General features: G+C 38.8%; 16 protein-coding genes and 8 tRNA genes. 14 read left to right on the top strand and 10 right to left on the bottom strand.

All coding sequences use genetic code 11. The features are described 5' to 3' along the window. The first annotated feature begins 4 nt into the window (after positions 1-4). The 9 genes from ftsW to recN all read left to right on the top strand — a co-directional run bounded on the left by ftsW (position 5) and on the right by recN (position 10,941). Positions 5-1,183, top strand: coding sequence for a putative lipid II flippase FtsW (ftsW, locus tag A6B41_RS08725; RefSeq protein WP_027074031.1), 1,179 nt, complete (start codon positions 5-7; stop codon positions 1,181-1,183). 124 nt (positions 1,184-1,307) lie between these two features. After that, positions 1,308-2,363 (top strand): undecaprenyldiphospho-muramoylpentapeptide beta-N-acetylglucosaminyltransferase, encoded by a 1,056-nt coding sequence (murG, locus tag A6B41_RS08720; protein WP_027074032.1) that lies wholly within the window; start codon positions 1,308-1,310, stop codon positions 2,361-2,363. 82 nt (positions 2,364-2,445) lie between these two features. Next, on the top strand, positions 2,446-3,873 hold the full coding sequence (gene murC / locus A6B41_RS08715; protein WP_027074033.1) for a UDP-N-acetylmuramate--L-alanine ligase: 1,428 nt from the start codon (positions 2,446-2,448) through the stop codon (positions 3,871-3,873). Between the two features lie 15 nt (positions 3,874-3,888). After that, positions 3,889-4,800: a D-alanine--D-alanine ligase gene (locus tag A6B41_RS08710; protein ID WP_027074034.1), complete on the top strand. Its 912-nt coding sequence runs from the start codon at positions 3,889-3,891 to the stop codon at positions 4,798-4,800. After that, positions 4,800-5,591, top strand: coding sequence for a cell division protein FtsQ/DivIB (locus A6B41_RS08705; protein ID WP_027074035.1), 792 nt, complete (start codon positions 4,800-4,802; stop codon positions 5,589-5,591). The genes A6B41_RS08710 and A6B41_RS08705 overlap by 1 nt, the downstream gene beginning before the upstream one ends. A gap of 21 nt (positions 5,592-5,612) precedes the next feature. Then, positions 5,613-6,884, top strand: a complete 1,272-nt coding sequence (ftsA, locus tag A6B41_RS08700) for a cell division protein FtsA (protein WP_027074036.1) — start codon at positions 5,613-5,615, stop codon at positions 6,882-6,884. A 31-nt stretch (positions 6,885-6,915) separates the two neighbouring features. Then, positions 6,916-8,148 (top strand): cell division protein FtsZ, encoded by a 1,233-nt coding sequence (ftsZ, locus tag A6B41_RS08695; protein ID WP_027074037.1) that lies wholly within the window; start codon positions 6,916-6,918, stop codon positions 8,146-8,148. A 31-nt stretch (positions 8,149-8,179) separates the two neighbouring features. Next, positions 8,180-9,100, top strand: coding sequence for a UDP-3-O-acyl-N-acetylglucosamine deacetylase (gene lpxC, locus A6B41_RS08690; protein ID WP_027074038.1), 921 nt, complete (start codon positions 8,180-8,182; stop codon positions 9,098-9,100). A 161-nt stretch (positions 9,101-9,261) separates the two neighbouring features. Next, the gene (recN, locus tag A6B41_RS08685) at positions 9,262-10,941 is read left to right on the top strand and encodes a DNA repair protein RecN (protein ID WP_027074039.1); all 1,680 of its coding nucleotides are present in this window, start codon (positions 9,262-9,264) and stop codon (positions 10,939-10,941) included. 52 nt (positions 10,942-10,993) lie between these two features. Here the strand turns inward: recN and A6B41_RS08680 are convergent. Further along, positions 10,994-11,069 (bottom strand) — tRNA-Ala (locus tag A6B41_RS08680). Positions 11,070-11,148: 79 nt separating this feature from the next. Then, positions 11,149-12,588, bottom strand: coding sequence for a glutamate--tRNA ligase (gene gltX / locus A6B41_RS08675; protein ID WP_027074040.1), 1,440 nt, complete (start codon positions 12,586-12,588; stop codon positions 11,149-11,151). Positions 12,589-12,763: 175 nt separating this feature from the next. On the opposite strand from gltX, the gene A6B41_RS08670 reads away from it, so the two are divergent. The 4 genes from A6B41_RS08670 (at position 12,764) to A6B41_RS08655 (ending at position 13,220) form a co-directional block, all read left to right on the top strand. Then, a tRNA-Val gene (locus A6B41_RS08670) sits at positions 12,764-12,839 on the top strand. A 53-nt stretch (positions 12,840-12,892) separates the two neighbouring features. Continuing rightward, positions 12,893-12,968, top strand: a tRNA-Val gene (locus A6B41_RS08665). 51 nt (positions 12,969-13,019) lie between these two features. Next, positions 13,020-13,095, top strand: a tRNA-Val gene (locus A6B41_RS08660). 49 nt (positions 13,096-13,144) lie between these two features. Continuing rightward, a tRNA-Val gene (locus A6B41_RS08655) sits at positions 13,145-13,220 on the top strand. Between the two features lie 136 nt (positions 13,221-13,356). Here the strand turns inward: A6B41_RS08655 and mltF are convergent. The 5 genes from mltF to A6B41_RS08630 all read right to left on the bottom strand — a co-directional run bounded on the left by mltF (position 13,357) and on the right by A6B41_RS08630 (position 16,058). Further along, positions 13,357-14,853 carry a membrane-bound lytic murein transglycosylase MltF gene (mltF, locus tag A6B41_RS08650; protein WP_027074041.1) on the bottom strand — a complete coding sequence of 499 codons (1,497 nt, stop codon included), beginning with the start codon at positions 14,851-14,853 and terminating at the stop codon, positions 13,357-13,359. Between the two features lie 119 nt (positions 14,854-14,972). Further along, positions 14,973-15,049, bottom strand: a tRNA-Arg gene (locus tag A6B41_RS08645). Positions 15,050-15,114: 65 nt separating this feature from the next. Continuing rightward, positions 15,115-15,191 (bottom strand) — tRNA-Arg (locus A6B41_RS08640). Positions 15,192-15,204: 13 nt separating this feature from the next. After that, positions 15,205-15,299, bottom strand: a tRNA-Ser gene (locus A6B41_RS08635). A gap of 210 nt (positions 15,300-15,509) precedes the next feature. Continuing rightward, the gene (locus A6B41_RS08630; RefSeq protein ID WP_027074042.1) at positions 15,510-16,058 is read right to left on the bottom strand and encodes a hypothetical protein; all 549 of its coding nucleotides are present in this window, start codon (positions 16,056-16,058) and stop codon (positions 15,510-15,512) included. A gap of 92 nt (positions 16,059-16,150) precedes the next feature. On the opposite strand from A6B41_RS08630, the gene A6B41_RS08625 reads away from it, so the two are divergent. Then, entirely contained in the window at positions 16,151-17,002 is an 852-nt protein-coding gene (locus A6B41_RS08625; protein WP_027074043.1) for a thymidylate synthase, read from the top strand. Positions 17,003-17,063: 61 nt separating this feature from the next. On the opposite strand, the gene A6B41_RS08620 is transcribed toward A6B41_RS08625, so the two are convergent. The 3 genes from A6B41_RS08620 to hemE all read right to left on the bottom strand — a co-directional run bounded on the left by A6B41_RS08620 (position 17,064) and on the right by hemE (position 19,213). Then, complete coding sequence (locus A6B41_RS08620; RefSeq protein WP_226318009.1) at positions 17,064-17,354, bottom strand: HU family DNA-binding protein; 291 nt, start codon at positions 17,352-17,354, stop codon at positions 17,064-17,066. A 118-nt stretch (positions 17,355-17,472) separates the two neighbouring features. Beyond that, positions 17,473-18,063, bottom strand: coding sequence for a YjaG family protein (locus tag A6B41_RS08615; protein ID WP_027074044.1), 591 nt, complete (start codon positions 18,061-18,063; stop codon positions 17,473-17,475). Positions 18,064-18,148: 85 nt separating this feature from the next. Continuing rightward, positions 18,149-19,213, bottom strand: a complete 1,065-nt coding sequence (hemE, locus tag A6B41_RS08610) for a uroporphyrinogen decarboxylase (protein ID WP_027074045.1) — start codon at positions 19,211-19,213, stop codon at positions 18,149-18,151. Positions 19,214-19,221: the final 8 nt, after the last annotated feature.

The following is a 19,221-nucleotide window of genomic DNA, read 5'->3' as shown; positions in this document are numbered from 1 at the left end:
CGCAATGTTAGAAAAAGTTAAAACAGAATGGGATAAATGGGTAAGGTTAACACCGGTTAATTCACTTTATGATAGAACACTGATCTGGCTATTTTTAGGCTTGTTAATAATTGGTTTTGTGATGGTAACATCTGCCTCTATTCCTGTTAGTACAAGATTGAATAACGATCCCTTTTATTTTGCGATTCGTGATGGCTTATACATTATTGCCTCTATTATATTTTGTTATATTTTTGTACAAATTCCGTCTGAGAAATGGGAACGATATAACGTTGTTTTATTTTTCGTAGCAATCAGCTTTTTGATTGCGGTATTGATTTTTGGTCGTTCTATTAATGGTGCTGTGCGTTGGATTCCGCTTGGGATCTTGAATTTCCAGCCTGCGGAACTGGCAAAGCTTGCGGTTATTTGTTATTTCGCCAGCTTTTATGTACGTAAATATGATGAAATCCGTACCGAAAAAGCCAGTTTCTGGCGACCGGCAGTAATTTTGTTTATATTTGGTTTCTTGCTGATTTTACAGCCAGACTTAGGCAGTACCTTTGTATTATTCGTGCTTACATTCTCAATGCTTTTTATTGTTGGGGCGAAAATAATGCAATTTATGTTTTTAGGCGTCGTTGGTGCAGTTTTATTTGCCGTATTGATTTTAACCTCAGAATACCGTCTAAAACGTGTAACCTCCTTCATGGATCCTTTTGCGGATGCTTATGGCGATGGCTTCCAATTGTCTAATTCCCAAATGGCATTTGGGCAAGGTGAATTTTGGGGGCAAGGGCTAGGTAATTCGGTGCAAAAATTAGAATACTTACCTGAAGCCCATACCGATTTTGTGATGGCAGTTGTGGGCGAAGAATTCGGCTTCTTCGGTATTATGTGCATTGTGCTTTTATTGGTGTTATTGACGGTTCGAGCATTAAAAATCAGTAAAGAATCGCTTATTCTAGAAGAGCGTTTTAAAGGTTATATGGCATTTGGAATTGCGATTTGGATCTTCTTACAAGGCTTTGTAAATTTAGGGGTGGCATCCGGCTTATTACCTACTAAGGGATTGACTTTCCCTCTTGTAAGTTACGGAGGTTCAAGTTTAGTGATTATGTCCGTTGCTATTGCTGTGTTGTTAAGAATTGATCACGAAAATCGAACAGTTAGGATCGGGCATGCGAAAATTAAAGCCTCTTAGTTACAAGCGGTCAGATTTTTATTTTATTTTGCAAAAATAGTGATCTTCTACTTGCTTTGAAAGCACAAGCATAGTGAGTAAAAATCGGGTAGAATATAGCGTTTTTATAATCAAAGAGTTCGGTATGACTAAAAAATTATTAGTGATGGCTGGTGGCACCGGTGGGCATGTTTTCCCGGCAATTGCAGTAGCTCGAGAGCTACAAAAACAGGGATGGGAAATTCGCTGGTTAGGTACAAAAGATCGTATGGAAGCCATCCTTGTGCCAAAACATGGTATTGAGATTGATTTTATTGAAATTTCGGGGCTGAGAGGTAAAGGTTTAGGTGCGTTATTAAAAGCCCCTTTTGCTATTTTTAAAGCGGTTATGCAGGCCCGCAAAATTATTCAAAATTATAAACCTGATGCAGTTTTAGGAATGGGCGGCTATGTTTCTGGCCCAGGCGGTATCGCTGCTAAATTATGTGGCGTACCCGTGATTTTACACGAGCAAAATGCGGTAGCAGGTTTAACTAATGTGTGGCTGGCAAAAGTTGCGCGCCGAGTGTTACAAGCTTTCCCGACGGCTTTTAAAAATGTCCAAGTGGTTGGTAATCCTGTGCGTGAAGATTTATCAAACTTGCCTACACCACAAGAGCGTTTTGCTGAAAGAGGGTATCCAATCAATATTTTAGTGATGGGCGGTAGTCAAGGAGCAAGAGTGATTAACCAGACTGTGCCGGAAATTGCTAAAGTTCTGGGGAGTGATGTGTTTATTAGCCATCAAGTCGGTAAAGGGAATTTAGATGGTATTGCAGAAGTTTACCAACAAACCGGCAATGGCATTGCGTCTGAATTTATCGATGATATGAAAGCGGCTTATGAATGGGCGGATATTGTGATTTGTCGTTCGGGAGCTTTAACTGTGTGCGAAATTGCAGCGGTAGGTTTGCCGGCAATTTTTGTTCCGTTTCAACATAAAGATCGTCAACAATTTTTAAATGCTTATTATTTGGCAGAAGATGGCGCAGCAGTCATTATTGAGCAAGCGGATTTTAATCCACAGTCGTTACTAAAAGTATTAGAGCCATTAATTGCTGAGCGTCAAAAATTATTGGACATGGCGATCAAAGCCCGCGCCAAAGCGACACCAACAGCAGCACAACGTGTGGCTGAGGTAATTATTCAAGAAGCGAATTGATCTACAAGCGGTTAAATTTTACGTAAAATTTGCAAAATAATTGAAATTTTTAACCGCTTGCAAACAGATAACAGGATAGAAGATGAAAAATTTCCAAGACAAAATTAAAAAATTAGTCCCTGAAATGCGTCGCGTGAGCCAAATTCACTTTATCGGGATTGGTGGTGCAGGCATGAGTGGTATTGCCGAAGTATTATTAAACGAAGGTTATGCTATTTCGGGATCAGATATTGCTGATGGTGTGGTAACCCAGCGTTTATCTGCTGCAGGAGCAAAAGTTTTCATCGGGCATCAAGCCGAAAACGTAGCCGGTGCTAGTGTGGTTGTGGTGTCAACGGCGATTGATGAAACCAACCCTGAAATCATGGCTGCCTGTGAGGCCCGTATTCCTGTGATTCGTCGTGCAGAAATGTTGGCTGAAATTATGCGTTTCCGTCATGGTATTGCGATTTCGGGTACGCATGGTAAAACCACTACCACGGCTATGATCTCAATGATTTATACAGAAGCGCAGTTAGATCCAACTTTCGTAAACGGTGGTTTGGTAAAATCAGCCGGAAAAAATGCCCACTTAGGTGCAAGTCGTTATTTAATTGCAGAAGCGGATGAAAGTGATGCATCATTCTTACATTTGCAGCCTATGGTATCGGTTGTAACTAATATTGAGCCTGATCACATGGATACCTATGGTGGTGACTTTGAGAAAATGAAAGATACCTACGTGAATTTTTTACGTAACTTACCTTTCTATGGATTAGCAGTGATGTGTGCAGATGATGCAACAGTGATGGAAATTGTCCCTCGTGTGGGTCGCCAAGTTATCACTTATGGTTTTAGTGAAAAGGCTGATTACCGCATTGAAGATTATCAGCAAACCGGCTTCCAAGGGCATTACACTGTAGTTTGCCCAACAGGTGAGCGTATTGAGGTGCTGTTAAATGTACCTGGTAAGCACAACGCATTAAATGCTACTGCAGCACTCGCTGTAGCAAAAGAAGAAGGGATTGAAAATGAGGCGATTCTTGCAGCGCTTGCAGATTTCCAAGGTGCCGGTCGTCGTTTTGACCAATTGGGTTCATTTATTCGCCCTAACGGCAAAATTATGTTGGTAGATGATTATGGTCATCATCCGACAGAAGTGGATGTTACTATTCAAGCTGCTCGCCAAGGTTGGGAAGGTAAACGTGTAGTGATGATTTTCCAGCCACATCGTTACTCTCGAACCCGTGATTTATTTGATGAGTTTGTGCAGGTTCTCTCTAAAGTAGATGCTTTGATTTTATTAGATGTGTACGCTGCAGGTGAGGCTCCAATTGTTGGTGCGGATAGTAAATCTTTGGCTCGTTCTATCCGAAATTTAGGTAAAGTCGATCCAATTTTGGTCTCTGACACTGAGCAATTAGGTGACGTTTTAGATCAAATTATTCAAGACGGTGATTTGATTTTAGCTCAAGGCGCAGGGAGTGTAAGCCGAATTTCTCGTGGTCTGGCGGAAAGCTGGAAAGATTAAAAAGGGTAAAAATAAATGAGCATTAAAAACGAAAAAATTGCGGTATTGTTCGGTGGCGTATCACAAGAGCGTGAAGTTTCTCTTAATTCGGGTGCTGCGGTAACAGAAGCGTTAAAAAGCCTAGGTTATAATGTTGAAGGTATTGATACGAAAGAATTTCCGATTGAAAAATTAAAAGAGAAAGGGATTCAGCGTGTCTTTAATATTCTACATGGTGGTATTGGCGAAAATGGTGTATTGCAAGGCGCTTTAGAACAAATGGGCATCCCTTACACGGGGTGTGGTGTGATGGCTTCAGCGGTAACCTTAGATAAATTTCGTACTAAATTATTATGGAATGCCGTAGGCTTGCCAACCGCAGATATGGTTGTTGTTCAGCGTGGACAAGCGGTCGATTTTGAAGGAATTATTGCAAAATTAGGCTTACCGGTATTTGTTAAGCCATCATGTGAAGGCTCAAGTGTTGGGGTTTTTAAAGTGAAAACCAAAGAGGAGTTAGAGCCTGCTATTACTGAAGCTTTAAAATTTGACTCAATTGTTTTAGTTGAGGAGTTTTTAGCTGGTAATGAGTACTCTGTACCGGTGCTAGATGGTCAAATATTGCCGGCAGTGCAGGTTATTCCGGATGGTGAATTTTATGATTACCACGCGAAATATGTATCGGATAACACCCAATATGTTGTACCTGCTTTAAATGATGAGCGTCAGGCAGAAGTAGCGAAATTAGTTAAGGCTGCTTACGATGTAGTAGGTTGTCGTGGTTGGAGCCGTATTGATGTGATGGAGGATGCGAAAGGCAATTTCCGTTTGGTAGAGGTGAATACCAATCCGGGAATGACAAGTCACAGCATTTTCCCTAAATCGGCTGCAACTGTCGGCATTTCATTTGAGAAATTAGTTGAGCGAGTATTGGAGTTAAGTGTTTAATGGGGATTTTCCGCAAGAAAAACAGCACAAATGTGCGTTTGAATGTTATTAATCCAAAAACTTCAGTTTCTTCACGTAAATGGCTAGTATTCATTAAGCCGTTAATTGTGTTATTATGTGTACTATTTATATTTGGTATTTATAGTAAGTGGCAGAGTATTCTTGAGAGTTGGGACAAAACTCCGATTCGAGCTTATGCTTTGACCCATAAAACAGAATTTACAACGAATGCAGATATTCGGGAAACTTTATCAAGAGAACCGGCTCTAAAAGGATATTTTGGACAAGATATTCAAGAGGTCAAAGATAAACTTTTATCTATGCCTTGGGTCAAAGATGTGGTTGTTCGTAAGCTTTACCCTGATCGTTTAAGCATTACGTTAGTTGAGCATAAGCCTGTTGCTGTTTGGAATGATATTAATTTTGTATCGGAACAGGGAGTAGTGTTCTCTCTACCTAAAGAGAGAGTAGAGCAAAACGGGCTGCCTTTGCTTTATGGACCAGATACAGAAGGTAAAAATGTACTGGATGCTTGGAATAAAATTCGTACAGATTTAAATGCTCGTAAGTTAGATTTAACATCAGTTTCTGTCGATAGTCGAGGTTCATGGACAATTAGACTTACCAATCAAGTTGAATTAAGGTTGGGAAGGGGCGAGTGGACTTCGAAAATAGATCGTTTTGTGACGATTTTTCCTGAAATTAATGTGCCTGAAGGGAATCGATTAGCCTATGTTGATTTACGTTACCCACATGGTGCAGCAGTTGGTTTCAGCCCTATAAAAAATTAAACATAGTAAGTATACAATAGTATGACAAAAGCAGCAGAATCAAAAATTATTGTTGGCCTTGATATTGGAACATCAAAGGTAGTCGCAGTTGTTGGTGAAGTATTACCCGACGGTGTTATTAATGTTATGGGGGCAGGTGTATGCCCTTCTAAAGGCATAGATGGTGGTGGTGTTATTGATCTAGATGCCGCAGTAAATTCGATTCAACGCGCAATTGAACAAGCGGAATCTATTGCTGATTGTCAGATTATGGGCGTGACTTTAGCTATCTCGGGTCAGCATATCATTGGCTTAAACGAAGTTGGCTCGTCAACATTATCAAGTGGGATTGTTACTCAAGATAACATCGAAAGTGCTGTTGATATGGCAAAAGCAATTAAATTGCAGGATGGGCTGGAAACTTTACATATGATTCCTCAGGAATATCATGTTGATAGATTACCGGCAACCAAAAATCCGATTGGTTTATCCGGTATGCGTTTACAAGTACAAGCCCATTTAATTGCTTGTCATCAAGCTTGGCTTAAAAATTTAAAAAACGCTGTAGAGCGTGCGAAGTTAAAAGTTGATCAAGTTGTTTTTTCAGGACTTGCCTCTAGCTATTCTGTATTAACTGAAGATGAAAAAGAATTAGGTGTATGTTTAATTGATATTGGTGGCGGTACCATGGATGTTCTGGTTTATACAGACGGTGCATTAAGATTTAGTAAAGTGATTCCATTTGCCGGCAATACGATAACCGATTATTTAGCTAGAGTATTTACAACATCTCGTCCTGAAGCAGAGAGCCTTAAAGTAAGCTATGGCAGTGCTATTTCTCCACCAACGCATAATGCAGATAAAAAAATTGAGGTAGTGGGATTAGGCGGACGTATGGCTCGTACTTTTACCCGAACCCAAGTTTCAACGGTAACATCTCAGTGCTATAGTGATCTATTGAAAGTGGTTGAAAATGAGCTAACACAATTGCGTCATGAGCTATTCCAAAAGGGCATAAAACAAGAATTAATTGCGGGGATAGTAATTACAGGTGGTGGTTCACAAATTGAAGATATTGTAGAATGTGCTAAATCTATTTTTGGTTCTCAAGTACGAGTTGGCTATCCATTAAATATTACAGGTTTAACCGATTATGTGAATAAACCTCAGTATGCAACAGCATTAGGGCTTTTACAGTATAGCCACTATAATTATACTGAACAAAGCACAATTACAGATTCTAATGAAGATATTTTAGGCGCTTTTGGTCGTGGTACCAAAAAAGTTATCGATTTCTTCAAATCAAAATTTTAATAGTGTTATTTAAACACGCAGGGAGATAAAAATGTTTGAACCTATTATTGAACAAACGCAAGATGCTATCATTAAGGTAGTGGGTGTTGGCGGCGGCGGCGGTAATGCTGTAGATAGAATGTCTCGTTCTGCCGATGATATTAAAGGTGTTGAATTCTTTGATGTTAATACGGATGCTCAAGTTTTAAGAAAAAGAACGACACGTCAAACTATTCAAATTGGTGCAAGTACCACTAAAGGCTTAGGTGCAGGCGCTGATCCGATGGTAGGTAAACAGGCTGCAGAAGAAGATCGCGAGGCCATTGCGAATGCATTAAAAGGTGCAAATATGACCTTTATTGCTGTAGGTATGGGAGGTGGTACAGGAACAGGTGCGGCTCCTGTAGTGGCTCAAATTGCAAAAGAGCAAGGCTCATTGACAGTGGGTGTTGTAACTAAACCTTTCCGCTTTGAAGGGCCTCGTCGTATGCGTTTTGCTGATCAAGGTATTAAGGAACTTTCTCAGTATGTTGACTCTCTAATTATCATACCTAATGATAAGTTACGTGGTCTTGGTAAACAAACGACAGCTGTAGATGCTTTTGCGGCAGCAAATGACGTATTAAGTAACTGTGTGCTAGGTATTACTAATATGATTACCAGCTCGGGCGGTTCTACCGGGGCAGATATTAACGTAGACTTTGCGGATGTTCGCACAGTAATGTCTGGTAAAGGCCATGCTATGATTGGTACTGGCTTTGCTGAAGGTGAAGTAGGTGAAGGGCGTGCTGAAAAAGCAATGAATGATGCAATTTCAAGCCCACTACTTGAAAATGTGGATATTTCTGGCGCAAGTGGTATGTTAATTAACATCAGTGCAGGTACAGATTTCTTATTAGAAGAAGTTTATGCTATGATGGATCTAATTTATGGGTTTGCGACAGAAGATGCGGCAATTGTTTTCGGCTGTAACTACTATCCGGAAATGGATGGAAAAGTAAGTGTAACACTTGTTGCAACTGGTATTGGGCAGCCTGAAGAAGCATTGCATATGCCAAAGGCTCCACCTGTATATCCAGCTCATGGCCATCAACCTCAAGTTGCTCAACCTTTACAGCAGCAACAGCAACCAACATTTACTCAACCGGGTTATGGGCAGCCAAATCAATTTGGTGGTCAGACACAACAGGTACAGCAACCTGTTGCACCAAAACCTCAATCGGTAGATACAGCACAGATTTTTAACCCTAATTCAATTCCGGGTTTTATGAGAAATAGTCAATAACTTCCAAAATTTTGGAAAGTAAGGGCAAAATATGATTAAACAAAGAACATTAAACCAAGTAGCAAAAGTAACTGGGATTGGCTTACACAGTGGCAAGAAAGTAACTTTAACGTTACGCCCTGCGCCTGCTAATACAGGTATTATTTATGCTCGTACCGATTTAGAGCCTGCAGTTTATTTCCCTGCAAGTGCAGATTCTATTCGCGATACACAGCTATGCACATGTATGATTAATGATGATGGTGTACGTATCTCAACGGTAGAGCATTTAAATGCAGCTATGTCAGCATTAGGCTTAGATAATGTCATTGTGGAAGTAGATGCACCTGAAATTCCAATTATGGATGGCAGTTCAAGTCCTTTTATCTATTTATTTTTAGATGTAGGCATTGAAGAACAAGATGCACCTAAAAAATTTATCCGCATCAAAGAAACAGTGCGTGTTGATGAAGGAGAAAAATGGGCAGAGTTAAAACCATATAATAATGGGTTTAAATTAAACTTTACTATTGATTTTGAACACCCTCTAATTTCAAAAGATGTGTGTTCCTACTCAATGAATTTTTCTGCTGAAAATTTCATTCATCAATTAAGCCGTGCGAGAACTTTTACATTTATGAAAGATGTTGAGTATCTTCAGTCTATTGGCTTAGCTCTAGGTGGAAGCTTAGATAATGCAATAGTACTAGATGAATATCGTATCTTAAATGAAGATGGTTTACGTTTTAAAGATGAGCTTGTTCGCCACAAAATGCTTGATTCAATCGGCGATTTATATATGTGTGGTTATAATATTCTCGGCGAATTTAGTGCTTACAAATCAGGTCATGGCGTAAATAACAAGTTATTACGTGCAGTATTAGCTAATCAAAATGCTTGGGAATTTGTTACTTTCGAAGATAAGGAGCAAGTGCCACAAGGCTATCAAGTTCAACAAGAAGTCTTTATCTAAATTTCTTTCTATTTAAAGCGAGCAAAATAATATGCTCGCTTTTTTACTCCCTTCTTTAATTTATTGTATAAATTTTCAGTTTTTTTACTTTCATCTCTTTACTGTTTAAAAAAACAGTTGTACTATATTTGTATACAGTTATTTTTAGATAGGAGCTTTCCATGCTCAATCAACTTACGATTAATAATTTTGCGATTGTACGAAATCTTATTTTAGAACTTAATGATGGAATGTCCGTGATTACTGGGGAAACCGGTGCGGGTAAATCAATAGCAATTGATGCTTTAGGTTTATGTATTGGCTATCGCTCTGAAGCTGGCATGATTCGACATGGGGCAGAAAAAGCCGATATTACTGCCACTTTCACTATGCAGAAAGATAGCCCTGCATATCAGTGGCTTGAAGAGCATGATTTACTTGATGAAGATACGCCTAATGAGTGTATTGTTCGTCGTATGATTAATATAGATGGTCGTTCTAAAGCCTTTGTAAATAATCGTCCTTTACCTATTTCCCAACTAAGAGAATTAGGGCAATATCTTATCCATTTGAATGGGCAACATGCACCTCAATTACTTTTAAAAAATGAGTATCAGCTTGAAATTGTTGATAACTATGCGAGTTTACAGCCTTTATTGCTAAAAATGGCGGAGCAATATAGCAAATGGAAGAGTTTGAATAAACAGGTGCGAAATTTCCAGCAACAATGCCAAGAAAATGAAGCTCGTAAACAATTACTACAATATCAAGTAGAAGAATTAGATGAATTTTCTATTAAAGAAAACGAATTTGAGGAGTTGGAAGAAAAGCATAATATATTGTCTTCTTCAGAAGAATTGACCGAACTTTCGGATGAGGTACTGAATTTGTTAAGTAATAACGATATAAATGCACAGGATCTTATCTATAAGGCGTTACGTGATTTAGCGCATTTAGTTGAGGTAGATAGTGACTATCAAAGTGCTCAGGAAATGCTTAATGAGGCACTGATTCAAGTACAGGAGGCAAGTTCGGAAATCGCTCAATTAGCCGGAAGGATTGAGCAAGATCCTATATTGTTAAATGAACTAGATAATCGCATTTCTCAAGCGTTCTCACTTTCTCGTAAGCATCATATTCAAGCTAATGAATTATGGCGACACCATGTTAAGTTGAAAGAGGAATTACAGACATTAATTGATTTTGAAGACAATGAAGAACAATTGATTCAAGATGAAAAACAAGCTTATCAAGAATGTTTGGAATTAGCTGAAGTGATTTATCAAAAGCGGGCTGAAGCAGCAAATAAATTATCTCAGCAAGTAACCAAGCAGATTAAACAATTAGCAATGGAGAATGGTGAGTTTTTTATTCATATACAGCATGATATTAAAAAATTATCCTCCAATGGGGCTGACTTTGTAGAATTTAACTTGCAAAGTAATTTAGGTCAGCAACCTCAACTATTAGCTAAAATTGCTTCTGGTGGAGAGCTTTCCCGTATCTCTTTAGCGGTACAAGTTCTTACTGCTAATAAACTCTCTACGCCTACCATTATTTTTGATGAGGTTGATGTTGGAATTAGTGGCGCAGCTGCTACAACGGTAGGTAAGTTATTACGTAAATTAGGAGAAAAATGCCAAGTATTATGTGTTACACATTTACCACAGGTAGCAAGTTATGGAAATCACCATTTTAACGTGCATAAATATGTTGAAAATAGTCAAACGGAAACTCAAATGGCGTTACTTTCAGAAAAAGATCGTGTTCAATCCCTAGCGAGATTATTGGGTGGAAGTCAAATTACCGAAACAGTGCTGGCTAATGCACAAGAAATGTTAGATTTAGCAGCTAATTCTTAGAAATAATGTATAAAAAAATCGTATCAATAAATATTGATACGATTTATGAATTTGGTGGAGGTAAACGGGATCGAACCGATGACCTCTTGCATGCCATGCAAGCGCTCTCCCAACTGAGCTATACCCCCTTGATATGGGCGGAATGATATGCTTTCCGCCCTAATATGTCAATCGCTTTAATGAATGTGACTTCCGATTGGTTAAAAACTAGCTGTTTGCTTGAATAAAACGGATTGCTTTTTCAAGACGAGCTAATGTTTTCTCTTTTCCAACTAATTTAGCGGTAATATCCATGGAGGGAGATTGCCCAGTGCCTGTAACAGCTAAACGGAATGGCATACCTACTTTACCCATACCAATTTCCAGCTCTGCAGCTGTTTGGTTCATTGCTTCATGGATATTCTCAACTGTCCAGTCGTTACAAGCGGTTAATTTTTCCAATAATTTTGCAAGTGGAGCAATAGCTTCAGCTTTAAAGTTTTTAGCAGCAGCTTTTTCTTCATAAGATTCGAAATCTTGATAGAAATAAGTGCTGGCTTCAGCAATCTCTTTTAATGTTTTGCAACGTTCACCTAAAACAGGAATAATTTCAGCAAGGGCCGGACCTTTGCTGAAATCAAGACCTTGTTGGTTCATATGCCATTCTAAATGTTTTGCTACATAACTTGGCTCAAGTGAGCGAATATAGTGATGGTTGAGCCATTGTAGTTTTTCAGTATTGAATGCGCTTGCTGAGCGACTTACAGAGTGAATATCAAATAGCTCAATCATTTCTTGGCGAGAGAAAATTTCTTGGTCGCCGTGTCCCCAGCCTAAACGTACTAAGTAGTTAATTAAGGCTTCTGGTAAATAGCCATCATCACGATATTGCATCACACTTACTGCACCGTGGCGTTTAGATAATTTCTGTCCATCGTCACCATTAATCATTGATACATGTGCATAAGTTGGTACCGGAGCGCTTAACGCTTTTAAAATATTGATTTGCCGAGGGGTATTATTAATATGATCTTCACCACGTACAACGTGAGTAATACCCATATCCCAGTCATCTACTACAACGCAGAAGTTGTAAGTTGGTGAACCATCTGTACGGCGGATAATTAAGTCATCTAACTCACTATTACTGATTTCAATACGCCCGCGTACCGCATCGTCAAAAATCACAGAGCCTTCTTGTGGGTTTTTAAAGCGTACCACGTGTGGCTCATTTTCTGAATATGCTTGGTTATCTAAACAATGGCGATCATAACGAGGCTTTTCTTTATTTGCTTCTTGCGTGTTACGTAATTCTTCTAAACGCTCTTTTGAACAGTAGCAACGATAAGCTGTGCCAGCCTCAATCATTTGGTCGATAACTTGATTGTAGCGTTCAAAACGTTTTGTTTGGAAATAAGGACCATGTTCCCAAGCTAAGTTTAGCCATTCCATGCCTTCTAGAATAGCTGCCGTTGCTTCGGGGGTTGAGCGTTCTAAATCGGTGTCTTCAATACGTAATACGAATTCACCGTGGTTATGCTTTGCATAAAGCCAAGAATAAAGAGCTGTACGAGCACCACCTACATGTAAGTAGCCTGTTGGGCTTGGTGCAAAGCGAGTACGTACTTTGATATTTGGATCTAAAGGGAAAAGGGTTTCAATTTTCATCTTAATATTGCCTAATCATTATTTTTTAAGGAAAACTCATCTATTTTACTACTCTTGAGAATGAATAATAGTAAAAAATTGACTTTCTGGGGTAAAAAATCAGCAAACAGGGTAAAAAGAGCAAAAAGCGTTTGACGAAAGAGCAAAAATCTCTATAATTCACTTCCACAACGTCGGGCGATTAGCTCAGTTGGGAGAGCACCTCCCTTACAAGGAGGGGGTCACTGGTTCGAGACCGGTATCGCCCACCAATTCAACATTTTGAAATGTTCCGTACGTTGAATACAATCCAATTTTTGAAAACGGGCGATTAGCTCAGTTGGGAGAGCACCTCCCTTACAAGGAGGGGGTCACTGGTTCGAGACCGGTATCGCCCACCACTTCAACTTTAAGTGTTTCGTTTTCAAATCCCTTTGATTTAAGTCTCAAGTGGGCGATTAGCTCAGTTGGGAGAGCACCTCCCTTACAAGGAGGGGGTCACTGGTTCGAGACCGGTATCGCCCACCACTTAAGACTAAAATCATAAACTTCAATTGCGAATTTATTCGTATCTGAAGGGCGATTAGCTCAGTTGGGAGAGCACCTCCCTTACAAGGAGGGGGTCACTGGTTCGAGACCGGTATCGCCCACCACTTTCTTCAATATTACAAGTAGACTAAATAAAAATCCCTTTCAGGCTATTTGCTAGAAAGGGCGTTTCGTTAACAAGCGTTTTTTTGCATTTGCATAAAGGATTTTCGGCGTGATGAGATAAGCCGTTTTCGCTCCTTAATTTGTTTGATTTGACGTAGTCTTAGTTTCCTCGTGGGTAGGGATTTCTTTTTTTTCAATTTTCTCATTGGAAGAATTCTCCTGTTTTGTTTGCTCATTAGTAATATTTTCTTGTATTTTTTGTTCTTCTACACGTTGGTAGTTGATAATACTGCTGTAATAGCGTCTGATATTTTCTACATATTGTAAGGCTTCATATCCACGTGCATAGCCATATTTTAAATGAGTATAATAGCGTTTTTCTGCCAGAAGTGGGAGATTCTTTTTCACATCTAACCAATTATCAGGATTGCCACCTAATTGCTTTGTTAAACGGCGCAGATCGAGCAAATGCCCTAATCCCATATTATATGCAGCTAAACTATACCAAATTCTATCTGCTTCCGGAATTGATTCCGGCATTTGTTTCATTAGCATATGTAAATATTCAGAGCCTGCTTTGATACTTTGGGCAGGATTAGTCCTATCTGAAATTTTCATTCGTTCCGCAGTATCTTTAGTGAGCATCATAATTCCTCGAACTCCTGTTGGAGAGGTGGCATTTGGATCCCAATGGGACTCTTGATAAGCGATTGCGGCTAACATTTGCCATTCTAATTCACCCTTATATGCTTGGAAGAGAGGTTCATATTTAGGTAGAACGGTTTTTATTGCATTCAAATAGCTTTGAATATCAACATAATCAAACTTGGCTAGGTGGTTAAAATATTTTTCTTCAATCCTTGAGACTAAGCCTGTTTCAATAGAGTCTGACATAAAATCCAATAATGCGGATTGTAGCTCGCTATAAGAGCTTCTTGCTAAATACCATAAAATCGGATTTTCATCAGTTAGGTCAAAACCGACTGCTATGTTTGGATTAATATGTTGGGCTGAAGAAATATCTACTGACATTGCAATAGTATAGGGAATTTTCCCTTGAGCCACTTTTAGCAATAATTCCTCTTGTGTGAATTTATCCGAAATTTGCCATTTTAACTCAGGGTTTTCCTGTTTAAGCTGATTTAATATAGGAATAACAGCAGAACCGCTAGGAATGATTATATCCTCTTGTAAATCTGATAGTCTATAAGGCCTCAATGTTCCTTTTTTATAAGCCACTTGCCACGATGCAGAATAATAAGAAGGTCCAATTTGGAACTCTTCTGTTAATTCAGCATGATATGGTAAACCGGCAGCAGCAATATCAACATCATTATTTCTTAAGGCGTCAAACAGTTTTTCGCTGCTATCATAAGTTTTAATTTCTAATTTAACATTTAAATATTGAGCAAATGCGCTGGCTAAATCGTATTCGATGCCACTTGTGCCTTCAGGTCCGACAAAATAAGAGAGAGGGTGATTGATCATCCCAACTTTTAGATTTCTACTCTGCTGAATTTGTGTATAGTGATTTGCTTCCGAATGGACGATTTTCTGCCAAGGCGAAACCATATCCCAAGCCCAAAGTAGCAATGTAACTGCTATAAAGAGACTGGCAATTAATCCTTTCAATTTAATATCCTCATCATGTCGACTTCGTGATAAGTCTAACTGAAATTATATAGGAACGAAAACAATAGTTTAAAAAAACTGATAATAAAAGAGTTAGGAAAGATTGAATTTGAATGAAATGGCGCACCCGAGAGGATTCGAACCTCTGACCGCTCGGTTCGTAGCCGAGTACTCTATCCAGCTGAGCTACGGGTGCGTATTTGAATTTGTGAGATGATTTAATTTATCCGCAACCATTTTATTTTAGAGTAATTAATAAAATGGCGCACCCGAGAGGATTCGAACCTCTGACCGCTCGGTTCGTAGCCGAGTACTCTATCCAGCTGAGCTACGGGTGCGTGATAAAGTAAATGGCGGTGAGAGAGGGATTCGAACCCTCGATGGAGCTTTTGAACCCCATACTCCCTTAGCAGGGGAGCGCCTTCAGCCTGCTCGGCCATCTCACCACTCACTATGTCTGTGGGCGACATATTACTAGAATTTGAAAAGATGTCAAATTCTTTTTCCGTAAAATTGCAAAATACAGATTGTTTGCCTATGGAATAAGCAAAACGTTGTTTTTTTAAGATTTTGATGAATAAAGATCAAACATTTCATAAGGTTATAAATAAAGCGGTAAAATTTTTGAAAAATTTTACCGCTTGTAGCACTAAGTTTTATTTTTTACGCTTAGTTTTTTTATCTTTAGTTTTATGTTCATCTTCTGCAATGGTTTTTACGCAAAGGTGTAAAATCTGCTCAACGCCATTTTTAATATATTCATCACCACGAACTTTGTTTTTTTGTAAGTCTAACATAGCATCGTGAATACCTTGAGTGATACTTGTAGGTTGTACAAGACCCCAGCAGTTAGGGTCTAAATGATTAAAGTTACCTTGTAAATCAGCAGCATAAAGCACACCACTATAGTAAGCGTAAATATTATGATCCAGCATACGATTCATTGTCATTGCTCGGATTTGCTCAACAGGTAAGGTAACTTTTTTTGTATACCAATTATTTACTCCATTCATAAAAGCATTAATGTCATAACTTTGATTTACTCTGTCTGCATAAGTTTGAGCGGTAGCACCATAGGCAATTGCATAGGATTTTTGATCAACTTCATTGTCATTTAAACGAGTCCAGCTGCTGTTCTTTGATGAACAAGCAACTAAAACAGATAATGTAGTGAAGACTAAAATGGATTTAATAAAATGTTTCATATCCATAACTCCTTATTGTAGTGGCTCATAAAGTTTTAGCTATTTTACCGAATAAATGGCAAAATTACTTAAAATTTTTTAGGGGGGTGAAAATGAAACAGTATTTAGATTTGTGCAATCGTATTGTGCATGAGGGAAAGTGGGTTGCTAATGAGCGAACAGGAAAGCGTTGTTTGACTGTGATTAATGCTGATTTAGTTTATGATGTCGAGAAAGGGGAATTTCCGTTGGTGACTACGCGCCGCAGTTATTGGAAGGCCGCCATTGCAGAGCTTTTAGGCTATATTCGAGGCTATGATAATGCAGCAGATTTCCGTACTCTAGGGACTAAATCTTGGGATGCGAACGCTAATGAAAATACGGCTTGGTTAGCAAACCCATACCGTAAAGGTGAAGATGATATGGGGCTGGTTTATGGTGCGGTAGGGCGTAATTTTCCAAAACCTGATGGCGGCTCAGTGGATTTACTTCGTCAAATTGTAGATGATTTGAAAAACGGCATTGATAATCGTGGTGAAATTTATACTTTTTACCATCCAGGTGCTTTTCATATGGGCTGTTTACGCCCTTGTTTGCATAGCCATCATTTTTCATTACTTGACGGTACGTTATATTTAAACAGCATACAACGTTCAGCTGATGTGCCGCTTGGTTTAAATTGGAATATGATCCAATGTTATACCTTTTTAGCACTTATGGCACAGATTACCGGTAACAAAGCGGGAAAAGCTTATCATAAAATTGTTAATGCCCATATTTATGAAGACCAATTAGAGCTAATGCGTGATGTGCAATTAAAGCGAGAACCTCTGGTTGCTCCGAAATTAATTATTAATCCTGATATTAAATCGCTGGAAGATTTAGAAACTTGGGTAACTTTAGCCGATTTTAAAGTGGAAGGTTACGAATACCATCCGCCTATTCAGTATCCATTCTCTGTTTAATTAAATGAAAAAGCCTAGATAATTTTATCTAGGCTTTTCTTTTTTATATTCTTTAAAAGAATTATTTTACTAAGTCTTTTAACGCTTTACCTGAAACGAATGCAGGTACTTTTGCTGCAGCAATTTTGATCTCTTCACCAGTTTTTGGGTTACGACCAGTACGTGCTTTACGCTCATTTACTTTAAAAGTACCGAAGCCGATTAATTGAACAGCATCACCTGCTTTTAAGCTTGCAGAAATTGCATCAAGAGTTGCTTCTAATGCAGCTTTAGCATCTTTCTTCGTTAAGTTTGCACCTGCTGCGATAGCATCGATTAACTCAGTTTTGTTCATAGTTTTATCCTCTAAGATATGTGTTTTTAATAAATGACGTAAAACGTCTGATAAGTTCTTTTAAACCTCACCATAGCTTAATTCAAAGTTGAGATTTCTCAAAGAGTTATTAAGCAAGATTTTGTAAATATTTATGTTATTGGTTAATATTTAACCCGATATTGCTAATGCCACTTGCACGAATTTCATCCTTTAAGCCAAAAATGAGATCGAGATCACGTTTTTCACACTCATTCAATAAACGGTAGATTTGCCATTGAACATCTAGTTCTTCTTGGATTTCAGAAGCATTTTTCAATTCTTGATCATTGAGTTCTTTTTCTTGTTGCATCTCCAAATAGCTTGCTACTGTTCCAAGAGAAATTTGGCTGATTCGTATAGCTTGCTCTAATGTTGAGCCGGCAATAATACTGTGGAGTAATTCAGAAAGTGCTTCACAGGCTTCTTGTGCAGGTAAAACACCGAAAAACTCATAATCGTTTACATCCGGAATAATCTCTTCTAATTTTTCCAGTTGATTATCAAAGTTGATTTTAACCCCTTTTACAGTGAGATATTCCCATACCAAATTCAAAATATTTTGGAAAATTTTTGCTTTTTCGCCTTGCTCGGTTACTTCGCAAAAAAGTTGATAATTAGGATACATCCTTTCACAAAGGCATGCCATAAAGGTAAGGTTTTGCCAAGGTTCAAAGCGTTCCATACGTTTATGAATCGGATTTCGCATATTGTTTCCTTATAAGTGCAAGCGGTCAAAAATATCTAGATTTTTACATGTGCAAAAAATTGCCGATTTTCGACCGCTTGTAAGATTATTTATGATACGGCTTAGAGAAGTTATGGATAGCATCCACAAATACTTTCGGGCTTTCTACCGGCACATCAAGGTGAATGCCATGGCCAAGATTAAAGACGTGTCCACTGCCGTTACCGAAGCCGGCAAGAATATTTTTCACTTCTTGTTCAATGCGTTTTGGGCTGGCATAAAGTACACTTGGATCCATATTACCTTGTAAAGCCACTTTATTACCTACACGGCGACGGGCATCAGCAATATCGACTGTCCAATCTAAGCCTAAGGCATCACAACCTGTTTCTGCCATTTTTTCCAGCCATAAACCACCACCTTTAGTGAAGAGGGTAACCGGTACTTTACGCCCTTCATTTTCACGAATTAATCCGTCCACGATTTTGTGCATATAGCGTAGTGAAAATTCTTCATAATCTTTATGAGCCAATACACCACCCCAAGTATCAAACACCATCACCGCTTGGGCCCCGGCTTTGATTTGAGCGTTGAGGTATAAAATTACGCTATCAGCTAATTTATCGAGTAATTTATGTAGAATTTGTGGATCGGCATACATCATTTTTTTGATTTTAGTAAAGGCCTTGCTTGAACCGCCTTCAACCATATAAGTCGCTAGTGTCCAAGGGCTGCCGGAAAAACCGATTAATGGCACTTCGCCTTTCAGTTCTCGGCGAATGGTACGAACAGCATTCATGACATATTGTAATTCGCCTTCAGGGTCGGGAATTGGCAAGTTTGTCACATCAGATAGGCTTGATACAGGACGTGCAAATTTAGGTCCTTCACCGGCACCAAATGTTAAGCCTAAGCCCATTGCATCGGGAATAGTTAAGATATCGGAAAATAAAATAGCCGCATCTAAATCATAACGGCGTAAGGGCTGTAACGTCACTTCGCAAGCTAACTCTGCGTTACGGCATAAAGACATGAAATCACCGGCAACAGCACGAGTGGCTTTATATTCCGGTAGATAACGTCCTGCTTGACGCATCATCCAAACAGGTGTCATATCCACAGGTTCACGCAATAGGGCTTTTAAATAGCGATCATTTTTTAATTGTGACATCGTTTTTT

The sequence above is a fragment of the Mannheimia granulomatis genome, from assembly GCF_013377255.1.
Classification (GTDB): domain Bacteria; phylum Pseudomonadota; class Gammaproteobacteria; order Enterobacterales; family Pasteurellaceae; genus Mannheimia; species Mannheimia granulomatis.
This window is presented reverse-complemented; position numbering and strand designations above follow the sequence as displayed.